The following is a 16,274-nucleotide window of genomic DNA, read 5'->3' on the forward strand; positions in this document are numbered from 1 at the left end:
TGTTTATTATATTATTTTTATTTAATTAACGTTTTTCCTGTCATTTCTTGCGGCTGAGTTCCACCTAATAGCGATAAAACAGTTGGTGCTAAATCGGCAAGGATACCATCTTCACGTAATGTTACTCCCTCTTCAGTTACAATAACTGGAACACGATTCGTTGTATGAGCTGTCATTGGTTTCCCATCTAAGCTAACAACTTCATCTGCATTACCATGATCAGCGGTAATAACAGCAGCTCCACCTTTAGCCAAAATTGCATCAACAACTCGTCCTAAACACTCGTCGACAGTCTCTACTGCTTTAATTGTCGGTTCTAGCATGCCTGAGTGACCAACCATATCTGGATTAGCAAAATTTAAAATGATCGCGTCATGCTTTTCAGCTTCGATCTCTTTTACTAACGCATCCGTTACTTCATATGCACTCATTTCAGGTTTTAGGTCATACGTCGCTACTTTTGGCGAATTAATTAAAACCCGCTCTTCATTTGGAAACGGCTCTTCACGTCCGCCACTAAAGAAAAACGTAACGTGAGGGTATTTTTCAGTTTCTGCAATGCGGAGCTGTTTATAATTTTGCTGTGCTAAAACTTCACCAAGCGTATTATCTAGGTTAGTTGGTTTAAAGGCAACATAACCATCAACTGATTCACTAAAATGAGTTAAGCAAACATAATGAAGGTTTCTAGGATGTGCATCACCACGATCAAAGCCACGGAAATCTTCATTTGTGAACACTTGCGACATTTGAATCGCACGATCAGGACGGAAATTAAAGAAAATGACCGCATCATCGTCTTGAATCGTTCCGACAGGTGAGCCATCTTCTGCTGTAATAACAGAAGGGATCACAAACTCATCAAAGATTTCATTTTTATAGTTATCTTGAATCACTTCGTTTGGATCTGTGTAAGTCGGACCCTCGCCATACACCATGGCACGATATGACTTTTCAACACGATCCCAACGCTTATCACGGTCCATTGCATAATAACGACCATGAAGAGACGCTATCTCACCTAGACCAAGCTCTTTAAGCTTTTCTTGCAAGTTGCTCACATACGTTTGTGCAGAAGTTTGACCAACGTCACGTCCATCTAAAAAGCCGTGAACATACACTTTCTCCACTTGCTCTCTTTTAGCAAGTTCAAGTAAAGCAAACAAATGGTTAATGTGACTATGAATTCCACCATCTGAAAGAAGACCGTAAATGTGCAAAGCACTCCCTTTCTTCTTCACATGATCCATTGCATTAAGGAATGTCTCATTTTCAAAGAAGTCACCTTCACGAATCGATAAATTGACTCGAGTTAAACTTTGATAAACGATACGTCCTGCACCAATGTTTAAGTGCCCTACTTCAGAGTTCCCCATTTGCCCTTCTGGTAAACCTACTGCCTCACCTTGTGCTTCGAGAGTTGCATGGGGGTATTGATTCCAATAACGATCGAAGTTTGGCTTGTTCGCTTGTGATACAGCATTCCCTTTATCTTCCTCTCTCATCGCAAATCCATCAAGAATGATGAGAGCTACTGGTTTCTTACTCATTTTCCTTCCTCCAATAAAGCTAAGAATGAAGCAGGCTCGAGACTCGCTCCACCAACTAGTGCACCATCAATATCTGATTGAGCCATATATTCCTTAATGTTAGCTGGTTTTACACTACCACCATATTGGATGCGGACTGCTTCTGCGACTGTAGATGAGAAGCTTTCAGCTACCACCTGGCGAATGTATGAGCAAACTTCATTTGCATCTGAAGCTGAAGACGATTTTCCTGTACCAATCGCCCAAATTGGCTCATAAGCAATAACCACATTTTTCACTTGCTCTTCACTCAACCCAGCAAGACCAGCTTCAACCTGAACTTTTACAACATCATTCGTCTTACCTGCATCTCGCTCTTCATCTGTTTCTCCACAGCACATAATCGGTACAAGATTATGCTTGAATGCAGCATGTACCTTTTTGTTTACTGTTTCATCTGTTTCAGCAAACATTTCACGACGCTCCGAGTGACCGATGATGACATAGTCAACGTTCATGTCAGAAAGTGCAACTGGACTAATTTCACCAGTGAATGCACCGTTCTCTTCGAAGTGTACGTTTTGTGCACCAACTTTTAAATCAGTGCCTTTCGTTTCATTGACTAAACTTTCTAAAAATAACGCTGGTGAACAAACAACAGCATCCACTTCGCTGTTTGCTGGAACGTTATTTTTCACTTCTTGAACAAACTGCTTAGCTTCGCCTAGCGTTTTGTTCATCTTCCAGTTACCCGCAATAATTGGTTTACGCATTTCTTCACCTCGTTTTAATATGATCAATTTACTTGTCAGATAAAGCTACGACACCAGGGAGCACTTTTCCTTCCATAAATTCTAATGACGCACCGCCGCCAGTAGAAATATGGCTCATTTGTACTGCTAAGTCAAACTTTTCAACTGCTGCAGCTGAGTCTCCACCACCGATAACCGTATAAGCATCGCTATCTGCTAAAGCTTGTCCAACAGCTCTTGTACCTTTTGAGAATGCCTCTAGCTCAAACACTCCCATAGGCCCATTCCAAATGACTAGCTTTGAATCTTTAATGACTTTTTCATATGTAGCACGTGTTTTTGGTCCGATATCTAATGCTTCCCAATCTGAAGGAATTGAATCGATATCAACTGTCTTAATATTAGCATCATTTGAAAAGTCATCGGCAACCGTGACATCTTCTGGTAAGTAGAAATTTACACCGTTTCGCTTCGCCTTTTCCATAAATGATTTCGCTAACTCAATTTTGTCTTCCTCAAGCAATGAAAGCCCAATTTCATGTCCTAAAGATTTTACAAATGTATAAGCGAGACCGCCACCAATGATTAAGTTATCAACCTTATCTAATAAGTTTTCGATAACACCAATTTTATCCTTAACTTTAGCTCCACCAATGATTGCAGTGAATGGACGTTCAGGATTAGAAAGTGCTTTCCCTAGTACTTCTAATTCCTTTTGCATAAGCAAGCCTGCTGCCGATGGTAAATGATGTGCAATTCCTTCAGTAGAAGCATGTGCACGGTGTGCGGCACCGAAAGCATCATTTACGTACACATCTGCTAAAGCGGCAAATGCCTTTGCAAGCTCAGGATCATTTTTCTCTTCTCCCGGATAAAAACGTACGTTTTCTAATAAAAGCACATCACCGTCAGCTAGCTGATTCGCTGCTGATTCTGCCACAGGTCCGTGTGCCTCATCTACCTTCTTAACATCTTTACCAAGCAAGTCACTTAAACGCTTTGCAACAGCTGTTAAACGTAGTTCTTCAACAACCTCACCTTTTGGACGTCCTAAATGAGATGCTAAAATCACACGAGCACCTTGCTCAATTAAATGTTGAATAGTTGGTAAGGCAGCACGGATACGTGTTTCATCAGTTACTTCGCCTTCATTCATTGGAACGTTGAAGTCAACACGGCAAAATACTTTCTTTCCTTTAAGGTCAAGATCAAGTATAGACTTTTTATTCATAGTGATTACCCCCTTCAATATGCTTACGTTAGAAAACAACGGAAAGAGGAGGAGAAATATCCTTCCACCTCCTCTACCTACTACTTCTATCTATTATAGTCCCTTGCTTGCAATGTATTCAACAAGGTCTACAACACGGTTTGAATAACCAGACTCGTTATCATACCAAGAGATAACTTTAACCATGTTACCTTCCATAACCATTGTTGATAGAGCGTCGATTGAAGAAGAGTGTGGGTTACCGTTGTAGTCAGTTGAAACAAGTGGCTCTTCGCTGTAGTTAAGGATTCCTTTTAGTGGGCCTTCTGCAGCAGCTTTAAACGCACCATTTACTTCTTCAACTGTTACTTCCTTATCAAGCTCAGCAACTAAGTCAACAAGAGAAACGTTTGGTGTTGGTACACGCATAGCACCACCATTTAATTTACCTTTAAGCTCAGGAAGAACTAGAGCAACAGCCTTCGCAGCACCAGTTGTTGTTGGGATGATGTTCTCAGCAGCTGCACGAGCACGACGGTAATCTTTGTGTGGTAAGTCAAGAATTTGTTGGTCATTTGTATATGAGTGTACAGTTGTCATCATACCACGCTTTAGACCGAATGTATCATTAAGAACTTTCGCAAATGGAGCTAGACAGTTTGTTGTACAAGAAGCGTTAGAAATAACGCTATGATTTGCAGCATCATACTTATCTTCGTTAACACCCATTACAATTGTAATATCTTCATCAGATGCAGGAGCAGAAATGATAACCTTCTTAGCACCAGCTTCTAAGTGCTTAGCAGCATCTGCACGCTTTGTGAAGAAACCAGTTGATTCAACAACAACTTCTACGCCACGCTTATCCCACTCAAGCTTAGCTGGGTCACGCTCAGCAGAAATATTGATTTCTTTACCATTAACAACTAAAGCATCACCGTTTACAGAAACTTCAGCATCTAATTTACCATGTACAGTATCGTACTTTAAAAGATGTGCAAGCATATTCGCATCTGTTAAATCGTTAATTGCAACAACCTCTACGTTAGAATTGTTTAGTGCTGCACGGAAAACGTTACGTCCGATACGACCAAAACCATTAATACCAATTTTTGTTGCCATGTTCAATCTCCTCCTATGAATTACTATTAAATTTATTAAGAAAAACGACAACGTCGTTTTTTCTTCCTATTCATGTGGTAAAGCCAAAAGAGAAACAGCTGCAGCTTCGTCGGTAATTAATACATCACTAGGACGATAATTCATAAAGGCAGATATTGCTTCAGCCTTTGAATGTCCACCAGCAATGGAAATGACATACTTTTCATCATTTTCTAAATCATCAAGCTGCAATCCGATCGTTCTTTGTTTATGAATCGGCTTCCCGAAACGATCAAAATAAAAACCAAACGCTTCTCCGACAGCATTCTCATCCACAAGCTTATCAACAAATGAATGTTGTGATTGGCGGCGAAGGGCCATTGTCTTTGCATCTCCAATTCCGTGAATAACGGTTGAAGCTGATTTAATCAGATTTAGGATATCCTGTAAAGAAGGTTCTAATACAAGAGAGGCATAGGCTTCTTCACTAATTTGTTCAGGGACGTGTAGTAAACGGTACTTAGCACCTGCACGACTTGCTAGTTTAGCACTAATCGTATTCGCTTGATTTTCAACTTGTTCACCTAGTCCACCTCGTGCCGGGATAAACGTCACATTTTCCATTTTCGGATCTGGTGTCATCATATCAGCGACAGCAGCTAGTGTTGTCCCACCATGACTGCTACAACATCATTGGGATTTAAACGTAACTTTAGCAAATGGATACAAGCACGTCCAAGTTCTTTTTTTACCCACTCATCCTCATCACTATTACCTGCCACGATGAACACTCGTTTTACTCCATAACGTCTTTCCAAGCTTTTTTCAAGATCCCGCAATCCAAGAAGTTCCTTCATTACTTCTTCTAGCGTTAAAAAAAGCTGTTCTCCTTCCGAAGTAATACTCATCCCAGCAGATGCAAAATGAACAAGACCTTGATCTTTTAAGAACGTTACTTCTTTCCTTAAAACTCGTTCAGAAAGCTGTAGGTTTTGTGCTAAACTTCTTCGCCCAATCGGTTGCATCAATTTTATGTATCGAATAATTCTATAGCGCTTGATCAACACATCAAGCAAATCGGGCATTAATTTCCGTTGAATGTCTAGTATTCGTTTGATCACGAGTCAAGCATCCTTTCATATATGGACTAAAATTGTCCCGCATAGACGTTTGATGTCCCGATTACTGTATAAAAAGAGAACCTAAAGCCCATCCTTATAGTAACAAGGATGAAGCTATTACACAAGTTAAATTTCGCTAATTTTCGATTGTAATCGCTTTAATATTCTATTTTCTGAAATTTGTCCAAAATCAACCTCTTCACCGTCGATTTCAACAACAGGTATCATTAATTGATATTTTTCCAGCAACTCCTCATCATGATAAATATCAATTAGCTTTATATTGAAATCATATTGCTCCTTTAAACGTTCTATTTGAGCAATCGCTTTATCGCATAACGGGCAATGTTGTTTGGAATAGATAATAATTTCTAGCATATCGTACCCACCTTATTTCATAAAAGGATGTCTCGTACAACATGATGAGACATCCTTTTTTTCTATTTTACTTCTATTTTTTCACGAGTCAACTTACTCTTCATCAACCATCATATGAAAATTGGAATCCGCACTTATCTCTGTATTTAGAGGTACTTCAATAACGATTGCATTTTGATAATTATACGAAGTACCGAATCCCCACTCATTAAATTTCGAGGGTGTTCAGAAAATTGACTTATAATCAACTCTTGTTCTTCTCCAGCAATCGTAAATTCAATTTCTGCTGATCTTATAATCACTAATTCATTTTCAATTAATTCAATGGAAGGAGTAAACCGATCATCATCAATTATATTACCATTTAAATTAAAATCAGTTGAATAGAACGTGACATCAATCACACCATCTTCCTTCTCTTTTTCATAAATATAAATGTTATCAACCATATTTTCATTGTCTGACCTTATGATAAATTCATGACCGGAATGATAGTCAAACGACCACTGCTCCTGTATATATGGTTCTAATTTATCTAACTGCCGTTTGAAAAGAGCTTCATATACCGACATATTCTCTATAGGTACATCTCCTCCACCCGTTCAAAATCTGCTGTCGTATCCGGAATCAAACTATACGTTACAACTGAACCGAGCAATATGACTACGTATACCGCAATGAGCCATTTCATCACCTTACCACCAACATAGGTAGGGATTTTCGTAAAACCAATAAGCAAGACAAGAATCATAATTATCGGAAGTAAACTGAGGAACACCATTATTGTCTAACCTCCAATCGTTTTGAAATCAACGATGTTAGTAAAAACAAGGCGAGAATAATAGTGACTGACTTAATGAAAAATTGGTTGAACGATGATTCTTGAAAGTAAAATTTAATCAACGTTTTAAAAATCGGCGATTGTGGATGCTCAGTTAAATAAAATAATCCCCCAACAAAAAGCACCGGAATAAAAATCGCAAATAGCCGATTCCATTGGACGAATAAACCAATCGTATACCCAATCATTGCAACAACAAACATATATAAAAAGCTTGCTCCAAAACCAATTGCATATTCCGTTAAGCTAACCGTAGCACGATAATAGATCTCGGCTTCACTTGTAAAATAGGTAATTGATTTTATGAATATGCCAGCTAACATGGTTGTCATACTAGCAAATAAACTGACCGTAATCAGATAATATATATTCGCAAGATGACTACTCATGCGAGTAGCAATAAAGGTATAATCATCATAGCGATACGCTTTCGTTGTCATCAAAATCGCCGTAATAAACGACCATAAAATCGTAAAAATAACAACGATATCACTACTATATATTTGTGCTTTAATAGAAATCCCTATAGAATCCATAGAATGATAATAATTTGTCGTACTGACAGCTAACAAGATTGCAAATATTTGCAATATGATCAAAGTCAGAATTGACCCCATATAAGAGCGTATTTTAAAGGCATATTGTTTTTTGACAACATCAAGAAAATGAACGTTCACTAAAGACATCATCAATACCTCCTTCCGACGTTTTCGTGATATAAACACACATTTCGTTTGCCGGTACTGCCGATATGTCGAGCCCTTCATTCTTCATTTGCCCAAGTTCTTCTTTCGTAAAGCTATTTTCAATCGTTACCGACGTCCAGCCACGACCGACTGTATTTTCACTGTAGACGTTTTTTCCTATTAGCCACTTTTTAAGTGTGTCTTTTTGACCAGAAATTTGAATTGCCATTTCTCTCAGCTCATCGATCGGAACGTGTAATAACTTCTTTCCTTCATGAATTAGTAAGACATCTTCAAGTATATCTTCAATTTCTTCAAGATGATGGCTAGACAATAGAATCGTTCTTGGGTGTGCTAAGTATTCTTTCATTAATGCACGGTAAAAATCTGTCCGTACAGATGCATCCATTCCTGTAGTTGGTTCATCAAAGATCGTTAACGGACAACGAGCACATAAGCCAATAATCGCATTAAATGTACTACGTTTCCCTTTCGATAGTTTGTGATGACTTTGACTTGGTTGAAATTGAAAATAATCAAATAAACGCTCTGCCAGCTCACGATCCCAATTCGGATAGAATTTTGCTGCAAACACTAGAATTTCTTTAATCGTTAACAAATTAGGAAACTCATTTGATCATCAACAAATATCGAATTCGCCGAAACAAATAAGTTATCATAAGCTCTTTTTGAGAAAACGTTAATCTGACACTTGTCGGCCTTGTTAGTCCAACTAATAGCTTTAACAAAGTCGTTTTTCCCGCACCATTTAAGCCAATCACTCCTGTAATCGTATGTTCTTTAATAGAGAAAGAGAGCCCCTGTAACGCTTGTGTTTTACGAAATGTTTTTGTCACAGCTTCACAAGAAATAACATCCATTCCATTCACCCCTTTAGCTTTTGATCCGCCTCTTTAATCATTTCAATAAGTTCTTCTAATTCAACATGAACATGCTTTGCTTCAATTACTAAGTCATCTATTAATTGCTGCAAGCGTAATGACTTTCTTCGATTAAGAATGATCTCCTCTGCCTTTACTGAAACAAACATTCCTAGCCCCCGCTTTTTGTATAAAATTTCTTCATCCGCTAATCGATTTAACCCTTTTGCCGCAGTTGCTGGGTTAATCGTAAACATGTCAGCTAACTGATACTGTGAATAAACTTTGTCATGCGTAACTAGATTCCCATTTAAAATTTCCGTTTCAAGCCATTCTGAAATTTGGATGTACAACGGTTTCCCGTTTCATGGTCAAGGATCATCTACCCCACCTCTCTTCACCACTATTATAGTGCATTACTGTTGTAATGTAGTATATAATAATTCATTAGAAAAGACAATACAATTACAATGATTTAAGCTAAATTCGAATCATGTGAGTTGCTTTTTTTTTAGAATAGCTTGTAACGTGCGATACCGATGCTTCCTCAAGCCTGATCACGTCTGTTTAAGAATTTTGCCATCTTAAGATTAAAGTAGAGCGTTTTTCTGTTTACATTAAGCAAAATTCGGTTATCATGAAAGCAGGGTTTAAATATATAAATAGGGAATATATATTATAGAAGGCTTATCATTTGACCTTCTTTGACCTTTTGGGTATGATTAGTACATAAGGATAAAGTGACGAACTCATTTGTTGCTTTATAAAGAAGAAATAAAGAAATTCAAGGAGGAATGGAACGATGAATTTAATCCCTACAGTTATTGAACAAACAAACCGTGGTGAACGTGCATATGACATTTACTCACGCTTATTAAAAGATCGAATTATTATGTTAGGTAGTGCGATTGATGACAATGTCGCGAACTCAATTGTTGCTCAACTTTTATTTTTACAAGCAGAAGATCCAGAAAAAGATATTTCCATTTACATTAACAGTCCTGGTGGTTCTATCACAGCAGGAATGGCTATTTATGACACAATGCAATTCATTAAGCCAAAGGTATCTACCATTTGTATCGGTATGGCAGCATCTATGGGTGCATTTCTACTTGCTGCTGGTGAAAAAGGCAAACGTCATGCCCTTCCTAACAGTGAAGTGATGATTCACCAACCACTTGGTGGAACTCAAGGTCAAGCATCTGATATTCAAATTCACGCAAAACGAATTCTTGAAATGCGTGAAAACTTAAACAAAATTTTAGCTGAACGTACAGGTCAACCGTTAGAAGTGATTGAACGTGATACAGATCGTGATAACTTCATGACTGCTGAAAAGCCAAAGATTACGGTCTAATTGACAGTGTGATTCCTGCAAAATAAATGAAATTCTCCAGATCAGAAGTGCGTTAAACATGCGGTACTGATCTATAGCCAGTAATGAATAAAGACGGCTTCTTGATGAAGTCGTCTTTTTCTCTACTTTATTTATTCAGTTTCAATAAATTTCACTAACGCTTCTAACGCCTCTTCCTCATCTTGACCATCAACATGAAGAGTGAGCTCTGTTTCCGGGCTAATCGCTAAGCTCATAAGACCCATAATACTTTTCGCACTCACCTTTTTTGTATCTTTAATGATGAACACATCTGAAGAAAAGCGGTTCGCTTCCTGAACAAATAAAGCTGCTGGTCTAGCTTGTAACCCTGTTTTGCGGTTAACAACGACTTTTTTTTCAATCATTATGTTCTCCTCCCTTCAATAACCTACTAGTTTACGTTGACACATCAAACGCTTCCCCATTACGTAACTTATTGGCAATTTCGTCAATTTTCCTTAGACGATGATTAACCCCTGACTTACTTACTTTACCACTTTCAACCATTTCACCGAGCTCTTTTAATGTGACATCTTGATGACGAATACGCAGTTCGGCAATTTCACGGAGTTTAGGTGGTAATTCAGCTAAGCCGATTTCGCGGTCAACATAACGAATATTTTCGACTTGTCTTAAGGCTGCACCAACTGTTTTATTGAGGTTAGCTGTTTCGCAATTCACTAAGCGATTGACAGAGTTTCGCATATCCTTCATGATACGGACGTCTTCAAAATAAAGGAGAGCTTGATGTGCACCCACAATATTTAAAAACTCTGTTATTTTCTCACTATCCTTAATATACGTAATGAACCCCTTTTTACGTTCCAACATTTTTGCATTTAATTCATATTCGTTCATTAATTCACATAACGACTGATTCTGTTCCTCATATATCGAGTAAATTTCTAAATGATAAGAGGACGTTTCAGGGTGATTGATAGATCCGCCTGCTAAAAAAGCTCCCCGTAAATAGGCACGTTTACAGCAAGGCTTATTTATTAATGATTTAGAAATTGTACGAATAAAATGAAACCCTTCTGCTAATATTCCTAAATCTTCAAGTAATTCCTTAGCCCCATGCTTCATTCGTACAAGATAAACATTATTTTTCTTTAATCGCATCTTCTTTTGAACAAGTAGTTCGACAAACATTGAAGGAAATACACGTTTAATTAATGTATACATCCTTCTAGCAATAGCGGCATTTTCCGTTGTGACATCTAAGCTTATTTTCATGCGGTTAAATGACAACGTACCGTTTATTCGGACAAGTGCCGCAAGCTCCGCCTTTGCACAACAATCCTCTTGCTCTAATTGCGTTAATTCCTTCTTAGTTTTAGCTGCAAAGGACAAATGCCATCCCCTCCTTTATAGCTTATAAATGACCATTAGTAGAACGTAATAACGCTTTTGACACTTTTACAGCATCATGGCGTAAAACGCCATTTGCTTCTAACACGATTTCATCGTGAATCACCTTTATCCCCATTGCCTCTAGCCGATCTTGATCAACCTCTACTGGGATGGCTCCTTCCTTTGCATAACGCTTACGTAAGGAACCTGATATAGGTGCACGGTGAGCAAGTATTTCTTTAACAAGGTCAGAGCCACCATGATCTATAATCGCTTGAACATGATCAGCGGCCGTAAAGCCGTCCGTCTCCCCGCTTTGGGTCATCACGTTACAAATATAAACTTTTCTAGCATTTGATCGTTTAATAGCCTCTTGAATACCAGGAACAAGGACATTAGGCAGAACACTTGTGTAAAGACTTCCCGGCCCTAATAAAATGATATCAGCTTCATCAATCGCTTGAACCGACTCTACTAAAGGTTCAACTTTAGAAGGCGTTAGAAACACTCGTTTGATTTGCTTTTTTGCCAAAGGAATTAGCGATTCTCCTGTGACAATTGTACCATCCATCATTTCTGCATGGAGTACAATACTACGATTCGCGGCAGGATATACATTCCCACGAACGTTTAAAACTTTACTAAGCTCTGAAATGCCACGAGCGAAATCACCTGTAACTGATGTCATACCTGCTAGCAATAAGTTTCCCAATGAATGGCCTGATAAACCATTTCCGTTTCTAAAACGATGCTGAAACAATTCTTCAACTAACGGCTCAACTTCCGCAAGTGCAATTAACACATTGCGAACATCACCAGGTGGAGGAATATCAAGCTCTTTACGAAGTCTTCCTGAGCTGCCCCCATCATCAGCGACTGTGACAATTGCCGTAATATCAATTGGAAACGTTTTTAGGCCCCTTAATAAAACTGATAACCCGGTGCCTCCCCCGATAACAACCACTTGATCTCTCTTTTTCACCTATTTCGTTTCCTTCCCTTTTTCAATATCTCGATGGCGAATACGAACCTTGTATTCTTCCTCAAATTCCTTACCGAAATATTCTGCTAAAGTCACAGAACGATGCTTCCCACCTGTACAACCAATACCAATTACAACTTGGCTTTTTCCTTCACGCTTATACTGCGGCAGCATAAATTGTAACAAATCGGTTAATTTCTCGATAAATTGTTGAGTCTCGGTCCATTTCAAAACATAAGAAGAAACCTCTTCTTCAAGCCCTGTTTTTGGACGCATATGGTCAATATAATGAGGGTTCGGCAAAAAACGAACGTCAAAGACGAGGTCAGCATCAATAGGCATTCCATATTTAAAACCAAATGACATGACATTGACAGTGAAAGGGTGGCGTTCATTTAATGCAAACTGTTGCGTGATTCGCTCACGTAATTGGATTGGTTTTAAATCCGTCGTATCAATAATTTGCTGTGCTCTTCCTTTCATTTCTTCAAGCATTTGCCGTTCAAGCTTTATTCCCTCTAAAGGTAACCCATCAGGTGCTAGTGGATGAGAGCGACGCGTCTCTTTATAGCGTTGTACGAGCTTTGCATCTTTAGAGTCCAAAAATAATATTTGAAATTTGAAATGTAAGTGTGGTGCTAGACTAATTGAATCAATAGCCTCAAACAAATGGTCAAAAAACTTTCGTCCACGTAAGTCCATCACAAGTGCAACCTTGGACATCTTTCCATTTGATCCTTCAATTAGCTCAATAAATTTCGGAATTAAGGCAGGTGGTAAATTATCGACACAAAAATAGCCTAGATCCTCAAAGCTTTGGACAGCGACCGTTTTCCCTGCCCCGGACATTCCCGTAATAATAACAATTTCAATTTCTTCACGGCTGCTGTTCATTTCGTTTCCCCTCTTTCCACACACTTTTATGATTGAGCTGGATTTAACCGATATGAGATCAGCTCAAAATCTTCCGTATAATAAAAGGTACCATATAATAACCCTTTATATTGTAAAACATGCTCAAACATATATTTATCACCTTCAGCCATCATCAAATGATGAATTTCTTCCTGCTGCTTCCATGCGAGTTTTCCTTCTGGTGACTCACTTAATAGCTGACCAGTATAATCGGTCGCATGAAAAGTAAACATCATCCATTCACGAACGACTTGATTTTCGTTCATCATCACCATTGTAAAAACTGCCTTTAGCTGCGGATCAATAATATGTAAGCCTGTTTCTTCTCGATACTCTCGAATTGCAGACTCAATAATTGATTCCCCTAGCTCCATTTTCCCACCAGGAGCTACCCACCAATGACGACGAGGCTTTTGTAGAAGTAAGACTTTTCCATCTTTTTGTAAAACTGTATTTGTAACACGCTGCAACATTTCCACCTCACTATGACTATATTATACCCTCAACTGAAACATCCTACAATCTATGATAGACATGAAGTAGTGAATCATGAGTGGAGATGAAACAAGTATTACATGCAATTTACACATTATTCCATTATGGTGATAAAAAAAGGGCACGAACCGTAGTCCGTGCAATAAAGTATATAAAAAAGGGGGTCAATTACTTATCTCTATAGTATCCTTTTTATATTTCACCACTGTTACAGTGCGATTAAAAACGAATGACGTTTGATTGCGAATTGATGTCAAACCTTTGCTTTATCCTCTAAGCTTTCAATGTAATGTTGCACGTTTTGGGCTGCAACGCTACCGTCCCCTGTTGCTGTAACGATTTGACGTAATGACTTCTCACGGATATCACCTGCAGCAAAAATACCAGGAACCTTTGTTTCCATTTCTTCATTTGTAACAATGTAGCCTTCTTCGTTTGTAATTCCTAAATTCTTGACACTGTCATTTAACGGTAACATTCCGATGTAAATGAAAACACCGTCTGTCTTGAAGTCACGTTGTTCGCTAGTTTTCGTATCTTCAATCGTTATTCGGTTAACTTTACCTTCTTCACCGTGAATTTCTTTCACGACATGGTTCCAAATAAACTCAACCTTCTCATTATCAAATGCACGTTGCTGTAAAATTTTTTGAGCACGTAATTCATCACGACGGTGAATAACAGTAACTTTCGAAGCGAACCGAGTTAAGTAAACCGCCTCTTCAACTGCTGAATCGCCTCCACCAACAACGACAAGCTCTTTCCCTTTAAAGAAAGCTCCATCACATACTGCACAATAAGAGACACCACGTCCGCTAAATTCTTTTTCACCTGGAATCCCCATTTTTTTATACTCTGCACCAGTTGCTACGATCACAGCACGTGCTTTATATTCTTTGGACCCGGCCTTAACAATTTTGAAATCACCTTCATCGATAATTTCCTTTACATCACCATAGCCATACTCTGCACCAAATTTTTTTGCATGCTCAAACATTTTCGTCGATAAATCAGGTCCAAGAATATGATCAAAACCCGGATAGTTTTCAACGTCCTCCGTATTTGCCATTTGTCCACCAGGCATACCGCGTTCAAGCATAATTGTTGATAAATTAGCACGCGATGTATATACAGCAGCAGTCATTCCAGCAGGACCTGCACCAGCAATAACCACATCGTAAACATTTTCTTCTGACATGTCCCAACACTCCTTTTTTCTCTAGTACTTTAATCGTAATCAAAAGAAAGCACCATGTCTAATGAATTGCTTAAAAAATACGTAACAAGTGGATTCTACATCTATTCCAGATCGAGTTTATGTCTCCATTTATCTCTTATCTGTTAGAGTTCTAGCTATTCCCAGTCAAACTTGCACCTATTTTCTTTTCTTGATACAAGTTTCACCTCGATTTCCGTTAATATTATTTTATTTTCCATCCCAAAATGTATCTAAATTATTAGCATTTCTAAAACGAACCTTTCCAGCTCCGAGCATCTTGAATTGCTAATTCGCCATTTACAATTTGTTCTGCTTGCTCATCACCTAATTTAGCAGCTCTTTTAAAAATACGATTCGTATTCGGATCACTCATATAATAGGCAGCAATACCTAAACAACACAAAGCAGACGGCTTCGTTTCTAGTACGCTTCTTTTGATTCCTTTTAAGCGTTGGTATGCTTGCTCATAATCCCCAACTTGGCAAAGAGCCTCAGCTACTTTTACTGTTTGCTCAACCTCTATTGGATATAGTTGACGAAGTGCATTTACGTATGGACTCGCCTCTTTAGTATACCCATCTAACCAGTAAAACATCGCTAGTTGGCAAAGAGCAAGATATTCCCAGTTTCATTATCTAAAACCGACTGGCATAAATCATATGCAGTTTGCTTATCTCCTTGATGAAAATACGCTTCTGCCGCTTGTATATAAGCAATCCAATATGTTGGATGTTCCACAATAATTTCTTCAAGAAGAGGAATTGATTCTTCAATTCGACCTGAACGCAATAAACGCAGTGCACGATCATGCTGCATCAGCAACTCGTACTCTTCTTCAACAACGACATCATTTTCCCAATCTGAATCCTCTTCTTCAAAATGGAGGAGCTCTAATAAATTTCGTGCATCCTCAGCAAATCGCTGATCTTCGCTCAGCTCTAAATATTTCTTAGTAGCTTGCTCCGCTTCATGAAAAAAGCCTAGATAGGCATAATTATTTGCCATGAAAAAGTAACATTCAGCAACGTTACCTTCATGTTCTCTTAATACATTTAATAATATATCATTCGAACGCTCATAATCCCCAACTTCAGAAAGGATGGCAGCTAACTGAACATGAAATACGGGCTCTTGCGACGTTAATTGAATGGCTCTCTCTAATAATTTGATCGCTTTTTGATGTTTTTTCTTCTTAAACGCTTCAATTCCACGATGAAAGAAATAGTCACCAGTCTGATAAAAAGGGACTATATTTTGCTTTCCTTGATCATGCTCGGTTTCTCTCATGCAGCCTATTCCTCCACAGTTCTTATCTCTATTTCCTATCTCCTCAGTATACACAAAATTTATAGGTTCGCACAGTCCCTCCGAATATTAAGAATGATCTTTTTCTTTTAATTGGAAGTTTTAACTCCATTGGAGATATGAATTAC

Annotated in this window: 19 protein-coding genes and 2 pseudogenes; 1 reads left to right on the plus strand and 20 read right to left on the minus strand. The window is 38.4% G+C overall.

The window, feature by feature from the left end; translation table 11 throughout:
* Nucleotides 1-17: 17 nt before the first annotated feature.
* The 12 genes and pseudogenes from gpmI to JCM19034_RS12285 all read right to left on the minus strand — a co-directional run bounded on the left by gpmI (nt 18) and on the right by JCM19034_RS12285 (nt 8,852).
* Nucleotides 18-1,550 carry a 2,3-bisphosphoglycerate-independent phosphoglycerate mutase gene (gpmI, locus tag JCM19034_RS12235; protein ID WP_062050104.1) on the minus strand — a complete coding sequence of 511 codons (1,533 nt, stop codon included), beginning with the start codon at nt 1,548-1,550 and terminating at the stop codon, nt 18-20.
* The gene (gene tpiA, locus JCM19034_RS12240; protein ID WP_062050105.1) at nt 1,547-2,302 is read right to left on the minus strand and encodes a triose-phosphate isomerase; all 756 of its coding nucleotides are present in this window, start codon (nt 2,300-2,302) and stop codon (nt 1,547-1,549) included. The genes gpmI and tpiA overlap by 4 nt, the downstream gene beginning before the upstream one ends.
* A 28-nt stretch (nt 2,303-2,330) precedes the next feature.
* Nucleotides 2,331-3,512: a phosphoglycerate kinase gene (pgk, locus tag JCM19034_RS12245; protein ID WP_062050107.1), complete on the minus strand. Its 1,182-nt coding sequence runs from the start codon at nt 3,510-3,512 to the stop codon at nt 2,331-2,333.
* A 93-nt stretch (nt 3,513-3,605) separates the two neighbouring features.
* Entirely contained in the window at nt 3,606-4,613 is a 1,008-nt protein-coding gene (gene gap / locus JCM19034_RS12250) for a type I glyceraldehyde-3-phosphate dehydrogenase (RefSeq protein ID WP_062050109.1), read from the minus strand.
* Between the two features lie 66 nt (nt 4,614-4,679).
* A pseudogene (locus JCM19034_RS12255) lies at nt 4,680-5,710 on the minus strand (sugar-binding transcriptional regulator).
* A 129-nt stretch (nt 5,711-5,839) separates the two neighbouring features.
* Complete coding sequence (locus JCM19034_RS12260; RefSeq protein ID WP_062050111.1) at nt 5,840-6,091, minus strand: glutaredoxin family protein; 252 nt, start codon at nt 6,089-6,091, stop codon at nt 5,840-5,842.
* A gap of 146 nt (nt 6,092-6,237) precedes the next feature.
* A complete protein-coding gene (locus JCM19034_RS12265) occupies nt 6,238-6,663 on the minus strand; it encodes a hypothetical protein (protein WP_062050113.1) in 426 nt (141 codons plus the stop codon).
* 5 nt (nt 6,664-6,668) lie between these two features.
* The gene (locus JCM19034_RS12270) at nt 6,669-6,872 is read right to left on the minus strand and encodes a hypothetical protein (protein ID WP_062050115.1); all 204 of its coding nucleotides are present in this window, start codon (nt 6,870-6,872) and stop codon (nt 6,669-6,671) included.
* Nucleotides 6,872-7,618 (minus strand): hypothetical protein, encoded by a 747-nt coding sequence (locus JCM19034_RS12275; protein WP_062050117.1) that lies wholly within the window; start codon nt 7,616-7,618, stop codon nt 6,872-6,874. Before JCM19034_RS12275 ends, JCM19034_RS12270 begins: the two co-directional genes overlap by 1 nt.
* Nucleotides 7,590-8,237: an ABC transporter ATP-binding protein gene (locus tag JCM19034_RS12280; protein ID WP_370621927.1), complete on the minus strand. Its 648-nt coding sequence runs from the start codon at nt 8,235-8,237 to the stop codon at nt 7,590-7,592. The genes JCM19034_RS12275 and JCM19034_RS12280 overlap by 29 nt, the downstream gene beginning before the upstream one ends.
* 10 nt (nt 8,238-8,247) lie before the next feature.
* The gene (locus tag JCM19034_RS25050; protein ID WP_370621928.1) at nt 8,248-8,499 is read right to left on the minus strand and encodes an ATP-binding cassette domain-containing protein; all 252 of its coding nucleotides are present in this window, start codon (nt 8,497-8,499) and stop codon (nt 8,248-8,250) included.
* 5 nt (nt 8,500-8,504) lie between these two features.
* A complete protein-coding gene (locus JCM19034_RS12285; protein ID WP_062050119.1) occupies nt 8,505-8,852 on the minus strand; it encodes a GntR family transcriptional regulator in 348 nt (115 codons plus the stop codon).
* A 449-nt stretch (nt 8,853-9,301) separates the two neighbouring features.
* Here JCM19034_RS12285 and clpP point away from each other — a divergent pair.
* Nucleotides 9,302-9,882 (plus strand): annotated as a pseudogene (clpP, locus tag JCM19034_RS12290) (ATP-dependent Clp endopeptidase proteolytic subunit ClpP).
* A gap of 105 nt (nt 9,883-9,987) precedes the next feature.
* Here the strand turns inward: clpP and JCM19034_RS12295 are convergent.
* The 8 genes from JCM19034_RS12295 to JCM19034_RS12330 form a co-directional block, all read right to left on the minus strand.
* Nucleotides 9,988-10,242 (minus strand): HPr family phosphocarrier protein, encoded by a 255-nt coding sequence (locus JCM19034_RS12295; RefSeq protein ID WP_062050121.1) that lies wholly within the window; start codon nt 10,240-10,242, stop codon nt 9,988-9,990.
* A 31-nt stretch (nt 10,243-10,273) separates the two neighbouring features.
* Nucleotides 10,274-11,230 (minus strand): DNA-binding protein WhiA, encoded by a 957-nt coding sequence (gene whiA, locus JCM19034_RS12300; RefSeq protein ID WP_062050123.1) that lies wholly within the window; start codon nt 11,228-11,230, stop codon nt 10,274-10,276.
* A gap of 22 nt (nt 11,231-11,252) precedes the next feature.
* On the minus strand, nt 11,253-12,212 hold the full coding sequence (gene yvcK / locus JCM19034_RS12305) for a YvcK family protein (RefSeq protein WP_062050125.1): 960 nt from the start codon (nt 12,210-12,212) through the stop codon (nt 11,253-11,255).
* Nucleotides 12,213-13,106 carry an RNase adapter RapZ gene (gene rapZ, locus JCM19034_RS12310; protein WP_062050127.1) on the minus strand — a complete coding sequence of 298 codons (894 nt, stop codon included), beginning with the start codon at nt 13,104-13,106 and terminating at the stop codon, nt 12,213-12,215. It lies immediately after the preceding gene.
* 26 nt (nt 13,107-13,132) lie between these two features.
* Nucleotides 13,133-13,606 (minus strand): 8-oxo-dGTP diphosphatase, encoded by a 474-nt coding sequence (locus JCM19034_RS12315; protein ID WP_156323973.1) that lies wholly within the window; start codon nt 13,604-13,606, stop codon nt 13,133-13,135.
* A gap of 269 nt (nt 13,607-13,875) precedes the next feature.
* A complete protein-coding gene (trxB, locus tag JCM19034_RS12320) occupies nt 13,876-14,820 on the minus strand; it encodes a thioredoxin-disulfide reductase (RefSeq protein ID WP_062050131.1) in 945 nt (314 codons plus the stop codon).
* Between the two features lie 268 nt (nt 14,821-15,088).
* Nucleotides 15,089-15,436, minus strand: a complete 348-nt coding sequence (locus JCM19034_RS12325; RefSeq protein ID WP_062050132.1) for a hypothetical protein — start codon at nt 15,434-15,436, stop codon at nt 15,089-15,091.
* Nucleotides 15,437-15,438: 2 nt separating this feature from the next.
* Nucleotides 15,439-16,128, minus strand: a complete 690-nt coding sequence (locus tag JCM19034_RS12330; RefSeq protein ID WP_062050134.1) for a lipopolysaccharide assembly protein LapB — start codon at nt 16,126-16,128, stop codon at nt 15,439-15,441.
* Nucleotides 16,129-16,274: the final 146 nt, after the last annotated feature.

This window comes from Bacillus sp. JCM 19034, from assembly GCF_001310635.1.
Lineage (GTDB): Bacteria > Bacillota > Bacilli > Bacillales > Bacillaceae_D > Halalkalibacter.

Coding starts and splice junctions, on each gene's coding strand:
- gpmI (WP_062050104.1), bottom strand. CDS start 1,550: ATGAGTAAGAAACCAGTAGCTCTCATCATTCTTGATGGATTTGCGATG.
- tpiA (WP_062050105.1), bottom strand. CDS start 2,302: ATGCGTAAACCAATTATTGCGGGTAACTGGAAGATGAACAAAACGCTA.
- pgk (WP_062050107.1), bottom strand. CDS start 3,512: ATGAATAAAAAGTCTATACTTGATCTTGACCTTAAAGGAAAGAAAGTA.
- gap (WP_062050109.1), bottom strand. CDS start 4,613: ATGGCAACAAAAATTGGTATTAATGGTTTTGGTCGTATCGGACGTAAC.
- JCM19034_RS12260 (WP_062050111.1), bottom strand. CDS start 6,091: ATGCTAGAAATTATTATCTATTCCAAACAACATTGCCCGTTATGCGAT.
- JCM19034_RS12265 (WP_062050113.1), bottom strand. CDS start 6,663: ATGTCGGTATATGAAGCTCTTTTCAAACGGCAGTTAGATAAATTAGAA.
- JCM19034_RS12270 (WP_062050115.1), bottom strand. CDS start 6,872: ATGGTGTTCCTCAGTTTACTTCCGATAATTATGATTCTTGTCTTGCTT.
- JCM19034_RS12275 (WP_062050117.1), bottom strand. CDS start 7,618: ATGTCTTTAGTGAACGTTCATTTTCTTGATGTTGTCAAAAAACAATAT.
- JCM19034_RS25050 (WP_370621928.1), bottom strand. CDS start 8,499: ATGGATGTTATTTCTTGTGAAGCTGTGACAAAAACATTTCGTAAAACA.
- JCM19034_RS12295 (WP_062050121.1), bottom strand. CDS start 10,242: ATGATTGAAAAAAAAGTCGTTGTTAACCGCAAAACAGGGTTACAAGCT.
- rapZ (WP_062050127.1), bottom strand. CDS start 13,106: ATGAACAGCAGCCGTGAAGAAATTGAAATTGTTATTATTACGGGAATG.
- trxB (WP_062050131.1), bottom strand. CDS start 14,820: ATGTCAGAAGAAAATGTTTACGATGTGGTTATTGCTGGTGCAGGTCCT.
- JCM19034_RS12325 (WP_062050132.1), bottom strand. CDS start 15,436: ATGTTTTACTGGTTAGATGGGTATACTAAAGAGGCGAGTCCATACGTA.
- JCM19034_RS12330 (WP_062050134.1), bottom strand. CDS start 16,128: ATGAGAGAAACCGAGCATGATCAAGGAAAGCAAAATATAGTCCCTTTT.